This window comes from Campylobacter sp. 2014D-0216 (assembly GCF_014931215.1).
Taxonomy (GTDB): domain Bacteria; phylum Campylobacterota; class Campylobacteria; order Campylobacterales; family Campylobacteraceae; genus Campylobacter_D.
The window spans coordinates 86,312-103,446 of sequence record NZ_CP063089.1; the positions used below are offsets into that span (position 1 = coordinate 86,312).

Annotated in this window: 19 protein-coding genes and 2 pseudogenes; 16 read left to right on the plus strand and 5 right to left on the minus strand. The window is 32.2% G+C overall.

Translation table 11 applies throughout. The features are described 5' to 3' along the window. Window position 1: 1 nt before the first annotated feature. From rplE to A0083_RS00530, 13 genes are all read left to right on the plus strand, one after another. Window positions 2-547 (plus strand): 50S ribosomal protein L5, encoded by a 546-nt coding sequence (gene rplE / locus A0083_RS00470; RefSeq protein ID WP_120760687.1) that lies wholly within the window; start codon window positions 2-4, stop codon window positions 545-547. Window position 548: 1 nt separating this feature from the next. Beyond that, complete coding sequence (locus A0083_RS00475) at window positions 549-734, plus strand: type Z 30S ribosomal protein S14 (protein WP_012660824.1); 186 nt, start codon at window positions 549-551, stop codon at window positions 732-734. Window positions 735-746: 12 nt separating this feature from the next. Then, window positions 747-1,142, plus strand: a complete 396-nt coding sequence (gene rpsH / locus A0083_RS00480; RefSeq protein ID WP_120760688.1) for a 30S ribosomal protein S8 — start codon at window positions 747-749, stop codon at window positions 1,140-1,142. A 78-nt stretch (window positions 1,143-1,220) separates the two neighbouring features. After that, complete coding sequence (rplF, locus tag A0083_RS00485; RefSeq protein ID WP_039617154.1) at window positions 1,221-1,757, plus strand: 50S ribosomal protein L6; 537 nt, start codon at window positions 1,221-1,223, stop codon at window positions 1,755-1,757. A gap of 9 nt (window positions 1,758-1,766) precedes the next feature. After that, window positions 1,767-2,123 (plus strand): 50S ribosomal protein L18, encoded by a 357-nt coding sequence (gene rplR / locus A0083_RS00490; protein WP_039640503.1) that lies wholly within the window; start codon window positions 1,767-1,769, stop codon window positions 2,121-2,123. 16 nt (window positions 2,124-2,139) lie between these two features. Next, window positions 2,140-2,583, plus strand: coding sequence for a 30S ribosomal protein S5 (gene rpsE, locus A0083_RS00495; RefSeq protein WP_039617161.1), 444 nt, complete (start codon window positions 2,140-2,142; stop codon window positions 2,581-2,583). A gap of 3 nt (window positions 2,584-2,586) precedes the next feature. Beyond that, entirely contained in the window at window positions 2,587-2,979 is a 393-nt protein-coding gene (gene rplO / locus A0083_RS00500) for a 50S ribosomal protein L15 (RefSeq protein ID WP_039662373.1), read from the plus strand. Continuing rightward, the gene (secY, locus tag A0083_RS00505; RefSeq protein WP_039662375.1) at window positions 2,979-4,241 is read left to right on the plus strand and encodes a preprotein translocase subunit SecY; all 1,263 of its coding nucleotides are present in this window, start codon (window positions 2,979-2,981) and stop codon (window positions 4,239-4,241) included. The genes rplO and secY overlap by 1 nt, the downstream gene beginning before the upstream one ends. A 45-nt stretch (window positions 4,242-4,286) precedes the next feature. Further along, window positions 4,287-5,027, plus strand: a complete 741-nt coding sequence (gene murI, locus A0083_RS00510; protein ID WP_197553346.1) for a glutamate racemase — start codon at window positions 4,287-4,289, stop codon at window positions 5,025-5,027. A gap of 143 nt (window positions 5,028-5,170) precedes the next feature. Beyond that, window positions 5,171-6,190: a type II asparaginase gene (locus A0083_RS00515; RefSeq protein WP_120760737.1), complete on the plus strand. Its 1,020-nt coding sequence runs from the start codon at window positions 5,171-5,173 to the stop codon at window positions 6,188-6,190. A gap of 79 nt (window positions 6,191-6,269) precedes the next feature. Then, window positions 6,270-6,917 carry a ferritin family protein gene (locus tag A0083_RS00520; RefSeq protein WP_120760690.1) on the plus strand — a complete coding sequence of 216 codons (648 nt, stop codon included), beginning with the start codon at window positions 6,270-6,272 and terminating at the stop codon, window positions 6,915-6,917. A 57-nt stretch (window positions 6,918-6,974) separates the two neighbouring features. After that, window positions 6,975-7,448: a DNA-deoxyinosine glycosylase gene (locus tag A0083_RS00525; RefSeq protein ID WP_197553349.1), complete on the plus strand. Its 474-nt coding sequence runs from the start codon at window positions 6,975-6,977 to the stop codon at window positions 7,446-7,448. Then, entirely contained in the window at window positions 7,448-7,999 is a 552-nt protein-coding gene (locus tag A0083_RS00530) for a ribonuclease HII (protein WP_120760692.1), read from the plus strand. Before A0083_RS00525 ends, A0083_RS00530 begins: the two co-directional genes overlap by 1 nt. On the opposite strand, the gene A0083_RS00535 is transcribed toward A0083_RS00530, so the two are convergent. After that, a complete protein-coding gene (locus A0083_RS00535; RefSeq protein ID WP_197553352.1) occupies window positions 7,996-9,177 on the minus strand; it encodes an MFS transporter in 1,182 nt (393 codons plus the stop codon). The two genes, A0083_RS00530 and A0083_RS00535, sit on opposite strands and share 4 nt — an antisense overlap. Before the next feature lie 351 nt (window positions 9,178-9,528). On the opposite strand from A0083_RS00535, the gene A0083_RS00540 reads away from it, so the two are divergent. The 3 genes from A0083_RS00540 to map all read left to right on the plus strand — a co-directional run bounded on the left by A0083_RS00540 (window position 9,529) and on the right by map (window position 13,038). Beyond that, entirely contained in the window at window positions 9,529-10,812 is a 1,284-nt protein-coding gene (locus tag A0083_RS00540; RefSeq protein WP_442861598.1) for an aromatic amino acid transport family protein, read from the plus strand. An 11-nt stretch (window positions 10,813-10,823) separates the two neighbouring features. Next, on the plus strand, window positions 10,824-12,191 hold the full coding sequence (locus tag A0083_RS00545; RefSeq protein WP_120760694.1) for an L-serine ammonia-lyase: 1,368 nt from the start codon (window positions 10,824-10,826) through the stop codon (window positions 12,189-12,191). A 91-nt stretch (window positions 12,192-12,282) separates the two neighbouring features. Further along, the gene (map, locus tag A0083_RS00550) at window positions 12,283-13,038 is read left to right on the plus strand and encodes a type I methionyl aminopeptidase (protein ID WP_120760695.1); all 756 of its coding nucleotides are present in this window, start codon (window positions 12,283-12,285) and stop codon (window positions 13,036-13,038) included. Window positions 13,039-13,053: 15 nt separating this feature from the next. On the opposite strand, the pseudogene A0083_RS08260 reads toward map, so the two are convergent. The 4 genes and pseudogenes from A0083_RS08260 to A0083_RS00565 all read right to left on the minus strand — a co-directional run. Continuing rightward, a pseudogene (locus A0083_RS08260) lies at window positions 13,054-13,581 on the minus strand (methyl-accepting chemotaxis protein); the annotation flags it as partial. Window positions 13,582-14,217: 636 nt separating this feature from the next. After that, a pseudogene (locus A0083_RS08265) lies at window positions 14,218-14,856 on the minus strand (DAHL domain-containing protein); the annotation flags it as partial. Further along, window positions 14,840-15,760 carry a cytochrome-c peroxidase gene (locus A0083_RS00560; protein WP_197553361.1) on the minus strand — a complete coding sequence of 307 codons (921 nt, stop codon included), beginning with the start codon at window positions 15,758-15,760 and terminating at the stop codon, window positions 14,840-14,842. The pseudogene A0083_RS08265 and the gene A0083_RS00560, both read right to left, overlap by 17 nt. Window positions 15,761-15,813: 53 nt before the next feature. After that, window positions 15,814-17,100 carry an MFS transporter gene (locus A0083_RS00565; protein ID WP_197553363.1) on the minus strand — a complete coding sequence of 429 codons (1,287 nt, stop codon included), beginning with the start codon at window positions 17,098-17,100 and terminating at the stop codon, window positions 15,814-15,816. Window positions 17,101-17,135 lie beyond the last annotated feature (35 nt).

Here is a 17,135-nt window from a genome sequence, read left to right on the forward strand (position 1 = left end):
GATGATGAGATTGAAAGAAAAATACGATCAAAGCATCAAAGCTGCTTTAGTAAAAGAATTTGATATCAAAAACCCTATGCTTATTCCTTTTATTGAAAAAGTTGTAATCAGCGTAGGTGCTGGGGAATTAGCAAAAGATCAAAAAGTATTACAAAATGTTGCAGATACTATTTCATTGATCGCTGGACAAAAAGCAGTTATCACAAAAGCTAAAAAATCAGTTGCTGGTTTTAAAGTAAGAGAAGGCTTTCCAGTAGGTGTAATGGTAACATTAAGAAAAGACAATATGTATGCTTTCTTAGACAAGCTTATTACTATTGCTCTTCCTCGTGTTAAAGACTTTAGAGGTCTTCCAAGAGATGGTTTTGATGGAAGAGGAAACTATAACTTTGGTTTAGATGAGCAGTTAATGTTCCCAGAAGTTGAATATGATAAAATCTTAAGAACTCATGGTATGAACATTTCTATCGTTACAACAGCAAAATCAGATAAAGAGGCACAAAAATTATTAGAATTATTTGGCGTGCCATTTGCAAAAGGAAAGTAATATGGCTAAAAAATCAATGATTGCAAAAGCTGCCCGCAAACCTAAATTTAGCGTTAGAGGGTATACTAGATGCCAAATTTGTGGAAGACCACATTCAGTTTATAGAGATTTTGGAATTTGTAGAGTTTGCTTAAGAAAAATGGCAAATGAAGGTTTAATTCCTGGTCTTAAAAAAGCAAGTTGGTAAGAGGAAAGAACCATGATAAATGATTTAATTTCAGATTCACTAACAAGAATTAGAAATGCAGGGATGAGAAGGCTAGAAACTACTCAACTTTTGCATTCTAAAGTTATCGAAGCTTTACTTGGAATTTTCCAAGCTAAAGGCTATATCGAAAGCTTTAATGTTGTTGAAGAAGATAAAAAGAAATTCATCAACGTAGTTTTAAAATACGATGAAAAAGGTAGAAGCGTAATTAACGAAGTTAAACGTGTTTCTAAACCAGGTCGTCGTGTTTATAAAGGCAAAGATGAGATCAAAAGATTTAAAAACGGTTATGGTACTATCGTAGTAAGCACTTCAAAAGGTGTTTTGGCTAACGATGAAGCTTATAAAGCAGGCGTTGGCGGCGAAGTTTTATGTACCATTTGGTAAGAGTTTCTACTTTTTATGGTATTCGGTATCCATTCTTATAAAGTAGTCATATCGTAGACAAGTAAAAAGGAAAAATGAATGTCTCGTATAGGTAAACAACCAGTTGCTATTCCAAGTGGAGTAGAAGTAAAATTAGAAGGTAACTTGCTAAAATTCAAAAAAGGAAATTTAGCAAAAGAGCTTGATACAAAAGCAAATGTTAATGTTGAGATTAAAGAAGGACAAATTCTTTTCTCTCCTAAAGGTGAAGATAGACAAAGTAGAGCTTATTGGGGAACTTATAGAGCTTTAGCACAAAACATCATCATCGGTTTAACTGATGGTTTTAGCAAAACTTTAGAAATCAACGGTGTTGGTTATAAAGCTGCGTTAAAAGGTAAAGTTCTTGAACTTGCTTTAGGTTTTTCTCATCCTATCAACTATGCTATTCCAGAAGGTATAGAAATTACCGTTGATAAAAACAATGTGATTATCAAAGGTAGTGATAAACAAGTGGTAGGTCAAGTTGCTGCTCAAATTCGTGAATTTAGACCACCTGAGCCTTACAAAGGAAAAGGTGTTAAATATTCAGATGAGCGTATTATCCGCAAAGCTGGTAAGACATCTAAGAAGTAAGGATAGAATATGAGAGCAAATGTATTAAAAAGAAAAATATCTTTAAGAATTAAAAGAAAAAAAAGAATTAGAGCAAAAATTTCAGGAACACAAGCTCTTCCAAGAGTTTCTGTTTTTAAATCAAACAGAACTTTATATATCCAAGCTATCGATGATGTTAAAGCAGTAACTTTAGCAGCAGTTGATGGAAGAAAACTTGGCGTTAAAGCAAATAAAGAAGGCGCTAAAAAAATAGCAGCTGAATTTGCAAAAGTTTTAAAAGCTAAAAACATAGAAGAAGCAGTGTTTGATAGAAATGGTTATTTATACCATGGTGTGATTGCAGCATTAGCTGAAGCACTAAGAGAAAACGGAATCAAACTATAACCCAAAAGGAAGATCGATGGAAAAATATAATAGAGAAGAATTTGAAGAAGTAATCGTCGATATCGGCAGGGTTACTAAGGTTGTTAAAGGTGGTAGAAGATTTAGATTTACTGCTTTAGTTATCGTTGGAAATAGAAAAGGTTTAGTTGGTGTAGGCTATGGAAAAGCTAAAGAAGTTCCAGATGCTATTAGAAAAGCAGTTGATGATGCTTTTAAAAACATTGTTGAAGTAAAAACAAAAGGCTCAACTATCCCTCATGATGTAGAAGTAAAATACAACGCAAGTAGAATTTTACTTAAACCAGCAAGCGAAGGTACAGGAGTTATTGCAGGTGGTTCAACACGTCCTATCGTGGAACTTGCAGGTATTAAAGACATTCTAACAAAGTCTTTAGGTTCAAACAATTCAGCAAATGTTGTGCGTGCTACTATCAAAGCACTTACAATGCTTAAAGGATAATCAATGAATTTAACAAAAGCACCAGGTTCAACACATAAAACCAAAAGAATAGGCCGTGGTCAAGGTAGTGGTATGGGTAAAACTTCTACTAAAGGTGGAAAAGGCCAAACTGCTAGAAAAGGTTATAACGAAAAAAGAGGTTTTGAAGGGGGTCAACAGCCACTTCAAAGACGTTTGCCAAAAGTAGGTTTTACTTCTAAATTCGAAAAACCTTATGTGATTAATGTTGAAAAAATCACAGCGATCAAAGAGCTTAGCGAAATTACATTTGAAACAATCAATAGCATTCATAAGCTTTCAAAAAATGTAAACAAAGTTAAGCTTATTGGGGCAAGCGCTAAAGATCTTGCTAACAAAATCAAAGATGAGAAGATCACTTTTAGCGGACAAAAATAATGAATAAAACATTGACAAATAAAATTCTCATAACATTAGCTTTTTTATTCGCTTATAGAATACTAGCTTATGTTCCAGTTCCGGGGGTTAATGTCAGTGTTATCAAGGAATTTTTTGATTCTAATGCATCTAATGCATTAGGCTTGTTTAATATGTTTAGTGGGGGTGCTGCTGAAAGACTTAGCATCATCTCTCTAGGCATTATGCCTTATATTACTGCTTCGATTATTATGGAGCTTTTAGCGGCAACTTTTCCTAATATAGGAAAAATGAAAAAAGAACGCGATGGTATGCAAAAATACATGCAAATCATTCGTTATGCTACTATAGCTATCACTTTAGTGCAAAGTATAGGTGTTTCTATCGGCTTGCAAAGTCTTCACGGAAAAGCAGGTCAATCAGCCATTATGATTGATATGAACACTTTCATTGCGCTTTCTGCTATTTCTATGCTTGCAGGTACTATGCTCTTAATGTGGATAGGTGAGCAAATCACTCAACGTGGTATAGGAAATGGTATTTCTTTAATTATCTTTGGTGGTATTGTTTCTACAATTCCAGGTGCAATTAGTGGAACAGTAAATTTGGTAAATACAGGCGAGATGAATTTCTTGACTATCATTGCCATTTTAGTTGTAATTTTACTTACTATTTGGGCTATTATAGTAGTAGAGCTTGGAGAGAGAAGAATTCCTATTTCTTACTCAAGAAAAGTAATCATGCAAAATCAAAACAAGCGTATTATGAATTATATACCTATTAAGATCAACTTAAGTGGTGTTATTCCTCCTATTTTTGCGAGCGCGATTTTGATGTTTCCAAGTACTATTTTACAAACAAGTACAAACGAATATGTGTTAAAAATTTATGACTTTTTAAATCCAAATGGATTTTTCTTTCACTTTTTAACGTTTTTGCTTGTTATTTTCTTTGCGTATTTTTATGCATCTATTGTATTTAATGCAAAAGATATAGCTGAAAATCTTAAAAGACAAGGTGGTTTTATACCAGGTATTAGACCAGGTGAAGGAACCGCAAATTATCTTAATGAGGTAGCATCAAGATTAACACTTTCAGGTTCTATTTACTTAGGACTTGTAGCTACATTGCCGTGGCTGATTGTAAAGCTATTTGGTGTGCCTTTTTATTTTGGTGGAACTTCTGTTTTGATCGTAGTGCAAGTTGCGCTAGATACAATGAGAAAAATTGAAGCTCAAATTTATATGAATAAATACCAAACTTTAAGTGCAGTAGGCTTATAAGAAAGTAGATTTTTCTACTTTCTTCTCTTTTTAAAGGTTTTAAAAATGAGATTAGGCGTTTTTGATAGCGGTGTAGGTGGTCTTAGCGTTTTAAAATCTTTACTTCATGCAAAACTTTTTAAAGAATACATCTACTATGGCGATACAGCAAGAGTACCTTATGGGGTAAAAGATAAAGATACTATCATCAAATTTTCTCTAGAAGCTTTAGAGTTTTTCAAAGAAAAAAAAGTTGATATGCTTATTATCGCTTGTAACACAGTCAGCGCGTATGCTTTAGAAATTTTAAGAGCTAATGCTCCTTTCCCAGTTCTTGGTGTGATAGATGCAGGAGTTTTAGCGGTAAAAAATTCTTTAAAAGATAAAAACTCTAATATATTAGTCATTGCAACACAAGCTACGGTAAATTCTCATGCATATAAACAAGCCTTATTACAAGAAGGTTTTTTGAAGGTAGAAGAAAAAGCAACAGGACTTTTTGTGCCAATGGTTGAAGAAGGAATTTTTCATGGTAACTTTTTAAACGCAGCCTTTGAACACTATTTTAAAGGGCTTGAGTTTAAACCTAGTGCTTTAATTTTGGCATGTACTCATTTTCCTTTGATTGCACAAGCATTGGGAGAATACTTTGGAGCTAATGTAAAGTTAATCCACTCAGGTGAAGCTATAGCCTTGCAATTGCAACAAGAATTTGATCTAAAGACTATTCAAGAGGAAGCAGCTGTTAAATTTTATGCTTCTAGTGATGTAAAAAAATTAGAAAGAATTGCAAAGTTATGGCTTTAAGTTGTTTTGTAGTTAATAAAAGCTAATTTTTATTAAGAATTTATTTTTTATTTATAATTTATTTTTATTTAAACATAGTTGCATTATAATCTTTCCATTTTTAAGAAAGGACTAACATGAAAAAAATGTTAATGTGTGCAGCTATGGCACTAAGTTTAGGAGCGGGAATTTTGGAAGCAAAACCAAAAGTTGCGATCTTAGCTACAGGTGGGACTATCGCAGGATCGATTGATAGTTCAGTAGCTACTACAGGTTATACAGCGGGGGTTTTAGGCGTAGATGCTTTGATTAAGGCAGTGCCTCAAATTCAGGATTTAGCTGTAATTAGCGGAGAACAAGTTGCGAATATTGATAGTAAAGATATGACAAATGAAATTTGGCTTAAACTTGCTAAAGAGGTTAATCGCCTTTTAAATTCTGATGTAGATGGAGTGGTGATCACACATGGAACTGACACCATGGAAGAAACCGCATACTTTTTAAATTTAACCGTTAAAAGCAATAAGCCAGTTGTATTAGTTGGAGCAATGCGCCCATCGACCGCAATTAGTGCAGATGGTCCTAAAAATCTTTACAATGCTGTGGCTTTAGCAGCCAATCCTGAAGCAAAAAACAAAGGTGTAATGGTAGCTATGAATGATAGAATTCAAAGCGCTAGAGGTGTGATGAAAACTCATAGCTTAAATGTAGATGCTTTTAGTTCACCTGATATGGGAGATATGGGTTATATCGTAGATGGTAAAGTATTTTTTTACAACACAAACACAAAATTACACACTAAAAAATCTCCATTTGATGTTAGCAAGTTAAAAGAATTACCAAAAGTTGATATTCTTTATAGTTATGCAAATGATGGTAGTGGTGTTGCTGCAAAGGCATTGTTTGAAAATGGAACCAAAGGTATTGTGGTAGCAGGAACAGGCGCAGGTAGTATACATGATTATCAAAAAAATGTATTAAAAGAATTGCTTAAAAAAGGACTTAATGTAGCAGTTAGTTCACGTGTAGCATCTGGTAGAGTGGCAGTAAGTTCAGCGGATGCAAAACTTGGCTTTATTGATACAGGCGATATGAGTCCTCAAAAAGCAAGAGTATTGTTAATGCTTGCATTAACCAAAACAACCAATCCTAAAAAAATCCAAGAATATTTCTTAAAATACTAATATCTTAACACCCAAATGTTAAAATACCATTTGGGTGAATTTCTTTTAATCCACTTATTTAACTGATCAAGGATATACAATGAGACAATATGAAAGTTACAAATGTCAAAAATGTGGCAATGAGGTAGAAGTGCAAAATGTAGGTGGTGGAACACTAAGTTGCTGTGGACAAGAAATGGAGTGCATTACTCAGGATTTGACTGCGGTTAATTTAATGAAAGCTTTTGCGGGTGAATCTATGGCTAGAAATAAGTATGATTTGTTTGCTGATATTGCTCAAGAAGAAGGTTGGCATGCTATTGCTAGACACTTTAAAGAAGCAGCGGAAAATGAAAAATGGCACGCAAGAGCTGAATTTAAAGCGTATCATGAATTAGTAGATGGTAAAGCTTTAGAGGAAACTGCAAAAAATTTAATCTGCGCAGCAGATGGAGAAAATTACGAACATACCACAATGTATCCTAATTTTGCAAAAATCGCAGAAGATGAGGGTAAAAGAAATATCGCAAGATTATTCACTGCTATAGGCAAGGTAGAGATAGAACACGAAAGAGAGTATTTGGCGCTTAAAAAAATGCTTGAAGAGGAAGACTTTTTTAATTCAGATGTAGAAGAATTATGGGTATGTGAAGTTTGTGGGCATATTCATCGTGGTAAAAAAGCACCAAATGCCTGTCCTTTGTGTAGAGCTCCAAAAGAGTATTTTAAACGTGAATTTTTAGGATAATTTTTAAAAACCTTGATAAAAATGATAAAATAATTTTATTTTTATCAAGGCTAAAACATGCAGATTTTAACTCATCCTTTTGAACCTTTTTTTGATGAAAACGCAAAAATTTTAATCTTAGGTTCTTTTCCTTCTATAAAATCAAGACAAGAAAATTTTTACTATCAGCACAATAAAAACCGATTTTGGAGAATTTTTGAAATTTTATATGATTGTGAGTTGAAAACTATAGCTGATCAAAAAGCATTTTTAAAAACTCATCATATTGCTTTATGGGATGTGATAGCAAGTTGTAAGATTAAAAATTCAGATGATAAAACCATTTCTTACGCAAAGGCAAATGATATTAATATCATTTTGAAAAAAGCAAAGATAGAAAAAATCTGTGTATTGGGAAAAATCGCAAGTAAGTATTTTGCTAAGTTTTATCCAGATAAAGACTTTTTAGAACTCCCTTCAAGTTCTCCAGCAAATATGAGTTATACTTTAGAAAAATTAGTAGAACGATATCGCATTATAAAGGAAAGATAATGGCTTTAGTTGGAGTAGATGAAGCTGGACGTGGTGCATTAGCTGGAGATATGCATTTGAGTGCTTGTAAGCTTTTTGGAGATATTGATGGTTTGACTGATTCTAAGAAGTTGAGTGCAAAAAAAAGAGAGGAATTATATGGACAAATCCTTGCACATTCAAATTTTTTAATTCTTGCTTTTTCACCTTTGCAAATTGACACCTTAGGACTTAGTCAATGCTTGCAACTAGGTTTAAAAATCATCAAAAAGCATTTTAGTGAAGATGATATTTTATATGATGGCAATTTAAACTATGGTGTAGTAGGTGTAAAAACTATGATCAAAGCTGATATGAAAGTGCAAGAAGTATCAGCTGCAAGCATACTAGCCAAAGTAAGCCGTGATCAAAAAATGTGTTATTTTTCTAAAATATATAAAAACTATGATTTTGAAAAACATAAAGGTTATGGTACAAAAGCTCATATAGAAAAAATCCAAGCATTTGGAAATTCGCCTTTGCACCGAAAAAGCTTTATGCTAAAGTGTATTGAAAAAAGTTTATTTGATTAAATCTTCCTTTGGATACGATGTATTTTGTCTTTAGCAAATATAAAAACAATAAGTAAAGCAGGCAAGACAAATATCGCCGAAAATAACGCATTAAACTCTATACCAAAATAGGTCAAAACCAAACCCCCGATAAAAGATGCAAGTGCAATGCCCACATTAAACGAGGCTTCGTTGACACTTACTGTACTTTCTTGGGCTTTGTGAGTGTATCGCTTGGCTTTTGCTATGCTTAAAACTTTAAAAGCTGAAATAGTAGAAAAAGAAAAAAACCCTATGAGTGATAAAGATACTATCACTAAGATCTGAGAATGCATTGTTAGTAAAAAGCTAAGATAAATCAACACTTGAATACTTAGTATAATTCTTAAAGAATAAACCGCGCCGTATCTATCAACCATTTTTCCACCCCAAAGATTGCCAAATATGGCACATATTCCATAAAATAGTAAAATATAACCAATCATCGCAACATCAAAACCACTTTTTTCAACTAATAGTTTTTGTAAATATGTATAAAGTATAAAATGCGCCCCACATCCACATATAGAAATGGTATAAGTCATCAAAAGATTGGTGTTAGAAAATGCAGGAATGAAATCTTTAAAACGGATAGGATTAGAATGAATATTTTTTGGCATCATGAATACAATTCCCAAAAGTGCAATTACACTTAAAATAAAAATAAGTAAGAATATATATTTAAAACCAAAATAATGCCCGATGAAAGTTCCTATTGGAACCCCGCTAATTAATGCCACTGTAAGTCCTGTTATCATGATCGCAATGGCTTGGCTTTTTTTATTTTCTGGAGCAATGGATACAATAGCCAAGGTAGCAATGATGTAAAACACTCCATGTTGCGTACCTGCGATAAATCTTGCAAATGCACTCAGGTAAAAACTATCGCTAAAATAAATCGCTAAATTAGCAAGTGCAAAAATCGAGATATTAACAATCAATTGAACATGTCTTTGATAAGGACTTAGAAAAATAGTAAAAGATAAAGCCCCAATAACTACTCCTATTGCATATAAAGTAGTAAGCCAACCTGCAGTCTTTGCGTCAATGTTGAAGTAATTTTGTATATCAATTAACACTCCAGCCATTACAAATTCAGTTACACCCATACAAAATGAGCTTAATGCCAAAGCAATGACAGCTTTTTTATAATGATGCAATTTTACTCCTTTTAAAAATTTGAAATTATATTACAAAATGATAAAAATCAGTATTGAGTTATATATTAAATAAATGCAAAAAAATACTTATTATTGCTATTTTTAACAAAATATTATCATATAGAGAAATATTTTTTTTATTGTTGCACGGTTTTAAGAAAAATTAATTTTTTTTTATTATAGTAACGCCATGTGTTTTAAAAAGTGTTGTTTTTTTATTATTAAAATGCTTTGAAACGCAAAAAACATAACAAGAAAATAATAAAAAAGTTTTTTATTAAAGACTTTTTATTGTTTTTACAAGGAGAAAATGTGGATAATCTTAAGTGGAATTCTTTTGATACGCGTTGGATGCTTTCTCTTTTTGGGACAGCAGTTGGTGCGGGAATTTTATTTTTGCCTATTAAAGCAGGTGTTGGTGGCTTTTGGCCGGTTGTTGTAATGACTTTGATCATTTTTCCAATGGTATATTTAAGTCATAGAGCTTTAAGTCGTTTTGTGTGTCAAGCAAATGGTAATGATAAAGACATTACTCATGCGGCTGAGGAGTATTTTGGTAGAAAAGTAAGTATTTTTATTTCTATACTTTATTTCTTTGCAATCTTCCCAATTTGTTTAGCATATTGCGTAGGTATAACAAATACTTTTGAGAGTTTTATTTATCATCAGTTTTTACCACTTTTAGATCCAAATGGTTCTCTTGCAAGTGCAATTAGTGCAATGTATGAAACAAGTGTAAATGAACAAGGAAAAACAATAGCTAATTTACTTCCATTTTTTAGAGCAGTTTTTGCGTTTGTTTTGGTAAGTATTTTTATGCTTATTATGCTTTTTAGTGAAGAGCTTATCACCAAGGTATGTGAATGGTTGGTTTATCCTTTATGTGCTATTTTATTCTTGTTTTCGTTGTATCTTATTCCACAATGGTCATTTGAAAGTTTTAGTGCTATTCCTGGTACAAAAGAATTTATCACTATAGTATGGTTAACCTTACCGGTTTTAGTATTTTCTTTTAACCACTCACCAGCAATTTCTACTTTTTCTTTAAGTATGAAAAGACAATACACTGATAATTCAGTGCAAAAAGCAAATCAAGTATTATTTAGAACTTCTGTAATGTTGCTTGCTTTTGTTATGTTTTTTGTTGTATCTTGTGTGCTTTCTTTAACTCCTGCAGAGCTTAATGAAGCTAGAGCACAAAATATCCCTGTTCTTTCTTATTTTGCAAATAAACTTGATAATCCTTTTATTTCTTATGGCGGTCCATTGATTGCATTTTTAGCAATTTCTAGTTCTTTCTTTGGGCACTATTTTGGTGCAAGAGAAGGTGCTTATGGTATAGTGAGAAAATGTTGCAAATTAGCAGGTAATGAAAATCCTGATTTGAAAAAAATCGCAGTTTATTCAACTTTGGTAATGTATATTGTAATGTTAGTCACTGCTTATATTAATCCAAGTATTTTAGGTTTCATTGAAAGTTTAGGTGGGCCAATTATCGCAGCGATTTTATTCTTAATGCCAATGATTGCAATTTATACTGTTTCTAAAATGAAAAAATTCCAAAACAAAGCATTAGATGCTTTTGTGTTTATTACAGGAATTTTGACAATCATAACTGTAATCTATACTTTTTAAGGTGCAAATGAATGAGTAGTAATTTAAGTATATTTAAAGTTGGTGTTGGTCCTTCATCTTCTCATACTTTAGGACCAATGTTAGCGGGTAATATGTTTTGTGAAAAGATTAAAGATAAAATCACGCAAATTACAAAAATTCAAATCAGACTTTATGGTTCTTTGTCATTAACTGGCAAAGGCCATTTAAGTGATAAAGCTATTATATGGGGTTTAAGTGGTTTAAAAGCAAAAGAGTTAAATGCTGCTTTGCAAGATCGTGTTTTTAATAAAATTTTGCAAGATAAAATTTTGGTTTTAAATGCCCAAAAAGAATTAAGTTTTGATTATGATCAAGACTTGATTTTTGAAAAAGATTTTTTACCTTTACATGAAAATGGCTTAAAGGTAAGTGCTTATGGTCAAGATAATGAAATCATCGCAGAAGAAATTTATTATTCGGTGGGCGGTGGTTTTGTGATGAGTGAAGCTGAGCTTCAAAAACATAAAGATGGTTCTAGTGAGCAAAAACATGCTAAATTAGAACTTGATATTAATCATGCTAGCGATGCTTTAAGAATTTGTGAAGAAAAGTCATGGGACTTAGCAAAACTTTCTTATGAATATGAGCTTCAATTTCATACCAAGGAAGAAATTAGGGCTTATTGTTTAGAAATTTGGGAAGTTATGCAAGAAGTTTATTATAATGGAATTCATCCAAGTTCAGATTATCTTCCAGGAAATTTACGCTTAAAACGCCGCGCTAAAGGGTTAAATGAGCGTTTAGCGATGACAAGCGATCCTTTGGGGATTATTGACTTTATTTCTTTGTATGCTATTGCAGTAGCAGAAGAGAATGCAAGCGGAGCAAGAGTGGTAACTGCACCAACTAATGGTGCGTGTGCGGTTGTACCAGCTGTTATGCTTTATCTTAAAAATCACACGGTTGGGTTTAATGATGAAAAAGCTATTAACTTTTTGCTTGCTGCGATGTTAATAGGTTCTTTTTATAAGAAAAATGCAAGTATCAGTGGTGCTGAAGCTGGTTGCCAAGCAGAAATTGGAAGTGCAAGTTCTATGGCAGCAGGTGCTATGGCTACTGTAATGGGTTTTGATGCAAAAATAGCATGTAATGCAGCAGAAATTGCAATGGAGCACCATTTAGGATTAACTTGTGATCCAGTGAGTGGTCTAGTGCAAATTCCTTGTATAGAAAGAAATGCTTTTGGGGCGATTAAGGCCATTTCGGCTGCTAGAATGGCAATGAGTAGAAAATCTACACCAAAAGTAAGTCTTGATGAGGTTATAAAAACTATGTATGAAACCGGCAAGGATATGAACTCAAAATACAAAGAAACCTCCTTAGGCGGTTTAGCTACTAATCTTACAAGTGTATGTTAAAACCTTAAGTTGTAAAACTTAAGGTTTTAACCTTAAAGCTTTTAAAAGCCCATAAATGCTAAATTTTTAAAAACTTTAAGGAAAATACTAAATGATAGAAATCAAAAAACCAGCAGAAATAGAAAAATTACGCAAGGCAAATGAGCTTGTAGCTAGAACGCTTGATTATCTAGAAAGCATTATTGTGCCAGGCATGAGTTTAAAAGAAATTGACATCAAAGCAGAAGAATTTATACTAAAACATGGGGCAAAGCCATCATTTAAAGGGTTGTATGGTTTTCCAGGTAGTATTTGTATTTCGCTTAATCAAGCTTGCATCCATGGTATAGGCGATGAGCGTATTTTAAAGGAAGGCGATATTTTAGGACTTGACGTGGGTACATGCATAGATGGATATTATGGAGATGCGGCAAGAACTATTCCTATAGGCAAAATTTCAGCCACCGATGAGGCATTGATTGCTTGTGCTAAAGATGCTTTGTATTATGCTATAGATATTATAAAAGAAGGTATGCGTTTTAAAGAGCTTTCTTATGAACTTGGAGAGTTTATTACTCAAAGAGGTTTTGTGCCTTTAAAGGGCTATTGTGGACACGGTATAGGCAAAAAACCACACGGAGAGCCTGAAATTCCAAACTATCTAGAGCCAGGTGCTAGTGCAAAAAGTGGTCCAAAGATCAAAAATGGTATGGTATTTTGTATAGAGCCTATGGTGTGTCAAAAAGATGGCACTCCAGTGCATTTAAAAGGCAACTGGGAGGCAGGAAGTAAAGATGGTTTAAATGCAGCCCATTATGAGCATTGTGTTGCGATTATCAATGGAAAAGCAGATATTTTATCTAAGTAAGAAAGTTTTACTTTCTTACTCAAATGTTTTTAGCTTTTCTGAAAGCTTTGAAGCATCTTCTAAAACACCTTGTGAAATTTGGGTTAATTCAAGAGAGTAGTTTTTCACACAGTTTGCAAGTTCGGTTACTTTTTCTATATTTTGTTCTAATTCATTCATTTTAGCTTTTGACTCATCGCTTTTTTCTTCCATAATTTGTGTAGAATGAATACTTGTTTTTAGTTTCTCTATGGAAGTGCTCACTTCGCCTTGTAAAATATTTGCTTTGCTTGAGGTGTCACTCATAGATTGGTGAATACCATCCATTAAGCTTTTATTGTCACTGATTTGTTGCACGATGGTTTTTACGGTAGTTTCTATAGCAACTAGTGATTTTGTAGTTTTTTCAGCTAAATTTCTAACTTCATCTGCAACAACAGCAAATCCTCTACCATGTTCACCAGCACGTGCAGCTTCAATAGCAGCATTTAATGCAAGCAAATTGGTTTGATCGGCGATATCTTTAATGGTTGTTGTAACCTCTACGATACTATCAGCACTTTGTACTAGCATATCCATAGCACTTAATACACTTTGTTCTTTTTCTCCACTTAGTAAAATCAACTCTACTAGTTCTTTGAGTGTGCTTTCTACTTTTGCCATTACTTCTTGCATATCATACATATCTTTGATGGTATCTTTTGCAAGATTTTGGGTTAAATCAATATGACTTTCTAAAACTGATCCAATTTTATAAACATTAGAAATTTGCTCGTGTTGTAAAAGAGAACTTTGTTGTAATACTTCAGCGTTTTTAGAAAGCTTTTGAGAGCTAGCATGGCTTGAGTTAGCAGTTTGTATCGCTTCTAATACAGAATTTTGCACAGTTTGTATAAAAGAATTAATATAACCCGCACTCGTAGCTAATTCACTTTTTTTATCAATATCTAATCTTGCATTTAAATTAGCATGTTCGCCCGCTAAATTAGAGCTAAGTTTTTCTAACAATGAAATAGGTATGATTACTTTTTTTAAGGTAAGTGATATAAAAAACACCAATACAATCAAGGTAAATATAAAAATTCCTATTGCAATGTATAAATTGTATTTATTGTTGAGGTTGATTGTTTCAGCAACGGTATTTTTATAAGCAATGATTTCTTTTTGAAGTTCTTGATCAAAATGACTTTGAGAATTTTCTTTTAAGACTTTAACTTGACTGAGTATCATTTTACAATGTGTACTAAAAAGTTCAAATAATTCTTGTGGGAGTTGAGAATTTTCTACATTTAGGCTTGATATTAAGCCTTGTAGTCTATTTTGAACCAATGGTTCTAAAATATCCATAGTTCCTATGATACTTAAAATACTTCCTACCGCATCAATTTGCTTAGCTTCTTGGGTGCTTAGTGCTATTTTGTTGGTTGCTTTAATGATTTCTTGTTGGATTTCATAAAGATATAGCTTTGAATTGATAGCAATAGAATTAGCTGATTTAAAGTGTTGTAGTTGAGTGTTTTTCTTTTGAAAAATAGCTTCAAGTTTTTTTGTATCTATCTCGTTAGATTTTAAAACCGCTAAGGTATTTTCAAACTCTTGGATCAAAGCCACGCTAATGTCGTAGTTTTGTAAATCTAACCTATTTTTAAAAATTTCATCTATTTTGGTGTCTAAAATTTCTAATTTTTGAAAAGAACCCATGATGAGAGAATTTCTTTTAGTGGTGTTATAAGTGTTGAAAATAAATAAGGTCAAAGTTAAAAGTAGTATTAAAACCACCACGGATAAAGTAATAAACTGCTTTAAAAAAGAAAAAGATTTTTTATTTGAGTGGATCATGGTATTCTCCTGTTAAAGAATTCAAAAAGGCAACTATATCATCAACCACATCTTGTTCTAAAAATTTACCTAGTTGATAATACGCCATAAATTGCACACAAGCATCAAGTGTTGGCATGGAGCCATCATGAAAATAAGGTGCGGTTTTAGCTATATTTCTAAGACTTGGTACTTTGACTACAAATTTATCATGTGGATCTTTAGTGATCTCGTAGCGTCCTTGCCAATTGGTTCCATTGTCATAAGGCACAAAAACCCCCATTTTTTGGTACATATTTCCACCTATATTTTGTCCTTGATGACAAGCGATACAACCATTTGATAAAAAGGCATTATATCCTCTTTTAGCTTGTTCGCTAATGGCATTTTTATCACCCTTTAAAAAGCGATCAAAAGGTGAGTTAGGGGTTAGTAGAGTTTTTTGGAATTCAGCTAAGGCATCAGCAATGTTATCAAAGCTTACTTCTCCATAAAGTCTTTTAAATTCTTTTTCATAGTAAGTGTTGCTTTTTACGATTTTTTCAACTTCTGCACCATCTTTTAAACCCATTTCTTTGGGATTAAGCAAAGGGTGTTTTGCTTGTTCTTGTAAATCTTTAGCATTACCTCTCCAAAATTGGGCTAAATTAAAAACGGCATTGAAATTTGTAGGCGTATGAAAAGGTTCATCTACTATTCCATTAATGCCTGTAGAGAAAGTTTTGTTATCTACCCCAAAATTTGCAACATCATGACAGCTATTGCAAGATACTTTTTTGTCTTTTGATAGACTTGTATCCATATAAAGTTTTTTTCCTAAAATAGCTTTTTCTTTATCATAAGGTATACTTTCTGGTATGGGCGTGATCATTTCAACTGCAAAAAGCGGCAATAAAGTCAATATCAATAAACTAAAAATTTTCATATATCCATTCCTTTATATAAATTTTTAATTAATAATTTTTATTAATTATAACACTACAATCTTAATTTCTTATAAGTAAATATCGCAATCAAAAGGCTCATAAGAGATAAGATCAAAGTGTAAGTAAAAATCCCGTATATAAAAGGTTCATCAGGTTTTACTGCTAAAGAATGTAATATGAAAACAAGTTGTGGTGTAAAAAAACCTGCTATTGCATAAGCAATATTATATGAAAATGTAATTTTAGTGAGATCTTTATCAGGATTAAAAATTTTACAAATCAAGATAGGCGCTAAAGCATTGATCCCGCCAAAAAAACATGCAATAAAATAACAATATATACTTAAATGTAAAATTTGTGCATAAAAAAAATAAAAATATAAAAAACACGAAAAGCTAAAACCTATAGCAAAAATAAAAGCTGTAATCAAAAAGCCAAACTTATCAACCCAAATTCCAGCTAGTAAAGTTCCACAAGACAATATCACAAGTGCGATAATTTGAATCAAAAGAGCATCTATTTTTTCTAAAATTAAAACTTCAGGTATAAAATTAGGCATAAGTAGAGTGAGTATAATAACGCAAGCTGTAAGCATCCACGATAAAAGCATGGTAGCTACAATTTTTGAAAAGTCTTTTTTGCTTTTAAAAAGATCTTTAAAAGTAAAATTTTCTTGGTGATTGTGTTGTATTTTTTGAATTATGAAGTTTTGTTTTAAAGTTTTTCCAAAATATAGAAGCAACATACTTAAAAAACCACCAACAATAAAAGGAGAACGCCAAGCATATGCATAAATTTCTTCCAAAACAAAGTATTGATGGATAGCCAAAGTAACTAAACATGCAAAAATAACACCCGCCATCATAGAAACATTGACACTGCTTACACAAAAACCATCTTTACCATCAGGTGAGTGTCTTTTTACAAAAGACCAAGCATGAGTAAATTCTTTGCTAATTGCAAGACCTTGCAGTATTCTAATAAAAAGTAAAATCACAAGAGAAAAATATCCAATGCTTTCAAAAGTAGGTATAAATGCCAGAGAGAAAGTAGAAAGCATGATTAATATAATATTTAAATTTTGTGCTTTGATGTAATAAAATTGTGTTTTAAAATAATTTTTAATGCTTTTAGCAAAAGGCTTAGCTAGATACCCCGTTGCAAAGATAGTGTAAGTACCTAAAAGCTTCCAAAAATCATCTAATTCGCTAGGAAAAAAACTTGTAGAAATATAATTAGCAAAAAAGATAAATATAATAAAATTATAAAATTCTAAAGCCCCTCCTAAAGAATATAAAGAAAGGGATTTTAAATCACTTTTTGTTAAAGTTTTTGGCATTTAAATACTTTCTTCTTGTAGTAATTTTGTAATTA

Coding starts and splice junctions, on each gene's coding strand:
- rplE (WP_120760687.1), top strand. CDS start 2: ATGATGAGATTGAAAGAAAAATACGATCAAAGCATCAAAGCTGCTTTA.
- A0083_RS00475 (WP_012660824.1), top strand. CDS start 549: ATGGCTAAAAAATCAATGATTGCAAAAGCTGCCCGCAAACCTAAATTT.
- rpsH (WP_120760688.1), top strand. CDS start 747: ATGATAAATGATTTAATTTCAGATTCACTAACAAGAATTAGAAATGCA.
- rplF (WP_039617154.1), top strand. CDS start 1,221: ATGTCTCGTATAGGTAAACAACCAGTTGCTATTCCAAGTGGAGTAGAA.
- rplR (WP_039640503.1), top strand. CDS start 1,767: ATGAGAGCAAATGTATTAAAAAGAAAAATATCTTTAAGAATTAAAAGA.
- rpsE (WP_039617161.1), top strand. CDS start 2,140: ATGGAAAAATATAATAGAGAAGAATTTGAAGAAGTAATCGTCGATATC.
- rplO (WP_039662373.1), top strand. CDS start 2,587: ATGAATTTAACAAAAGCACCAGGTTCAACACATAAAACCAAAAGAATA.
- secY (WP_039662375.1), top strand. CDS start 2,979: ATGAATAAAACATTGACAAATAAAATTCTCATAACATTAGCTTTTTTA.
- murI (WP_197553346.1), top strand. CDS start 4,287: ATGAGATTAGGCGTTTTTGATAGCGGTGTAGGTGGTCTTAGCGTTTTA.
- A0083_RS00515 (WP_120760737.1), top strand. CDS start 5,171: ATGGCACTAAGTTTAGGAGCGGGAATTTTGGAAGCAAAACCAAAAGTT.
- A0083_RS00520 (WP_120760690.1), top strand. CDS start 6,270: ATGAGACAATATGAAAGTTACAAATGTCAAAAATGTGGCAATGAGGTA.
- A0083_RS00525 (WP_197553349.1), top strand. CDS start 6,975: ATGCAGATTTTAACTCATCCTTTTGAACCTTTTTTTGATGAAAACGCA.
- A0083_RS00530 (WP_120760692.1), top strand. CDS start 7,448: ATGGCTTTAGTTGGAGTAGATGAAGCTGGACGTGGTGCATTAGCTGGA.
- A0083_RS00540 (WP_442861598.1), top strand. CDS start 9,529: ATGCTTTCTCTTTTTGGGACAGCAGTTGGTGCGGGAATTTTATTTTTG.
- A0083_RS00545 (WP_120760694.1), top strand. CDS start 10,824: ATGAGTAGTAATTTAAGTATATTTAAAGTTGGTGTTGGTCCTTCATCT.
- map (WP_120760695.1), top strand. CDS start 12,283: ATGATAGAAATCAAAAAACCAGCAGAAATAGAAAAATTACGCAAGGCA.
- A0083_RS00560 (WP_197553361.1), bottom strand. CDS start 15,760: ATGAAAATTTTTAGTTTATTGATATTGACTTTATTGCCGCTTTTTGCA.
- A0083_RS00565 (WP_197553363.1), bottom strand. CDS start 17,100: ATGCCAAAAACTTTAACAAAAAGTGATTTAAAATCCCTTTCTTTATAT.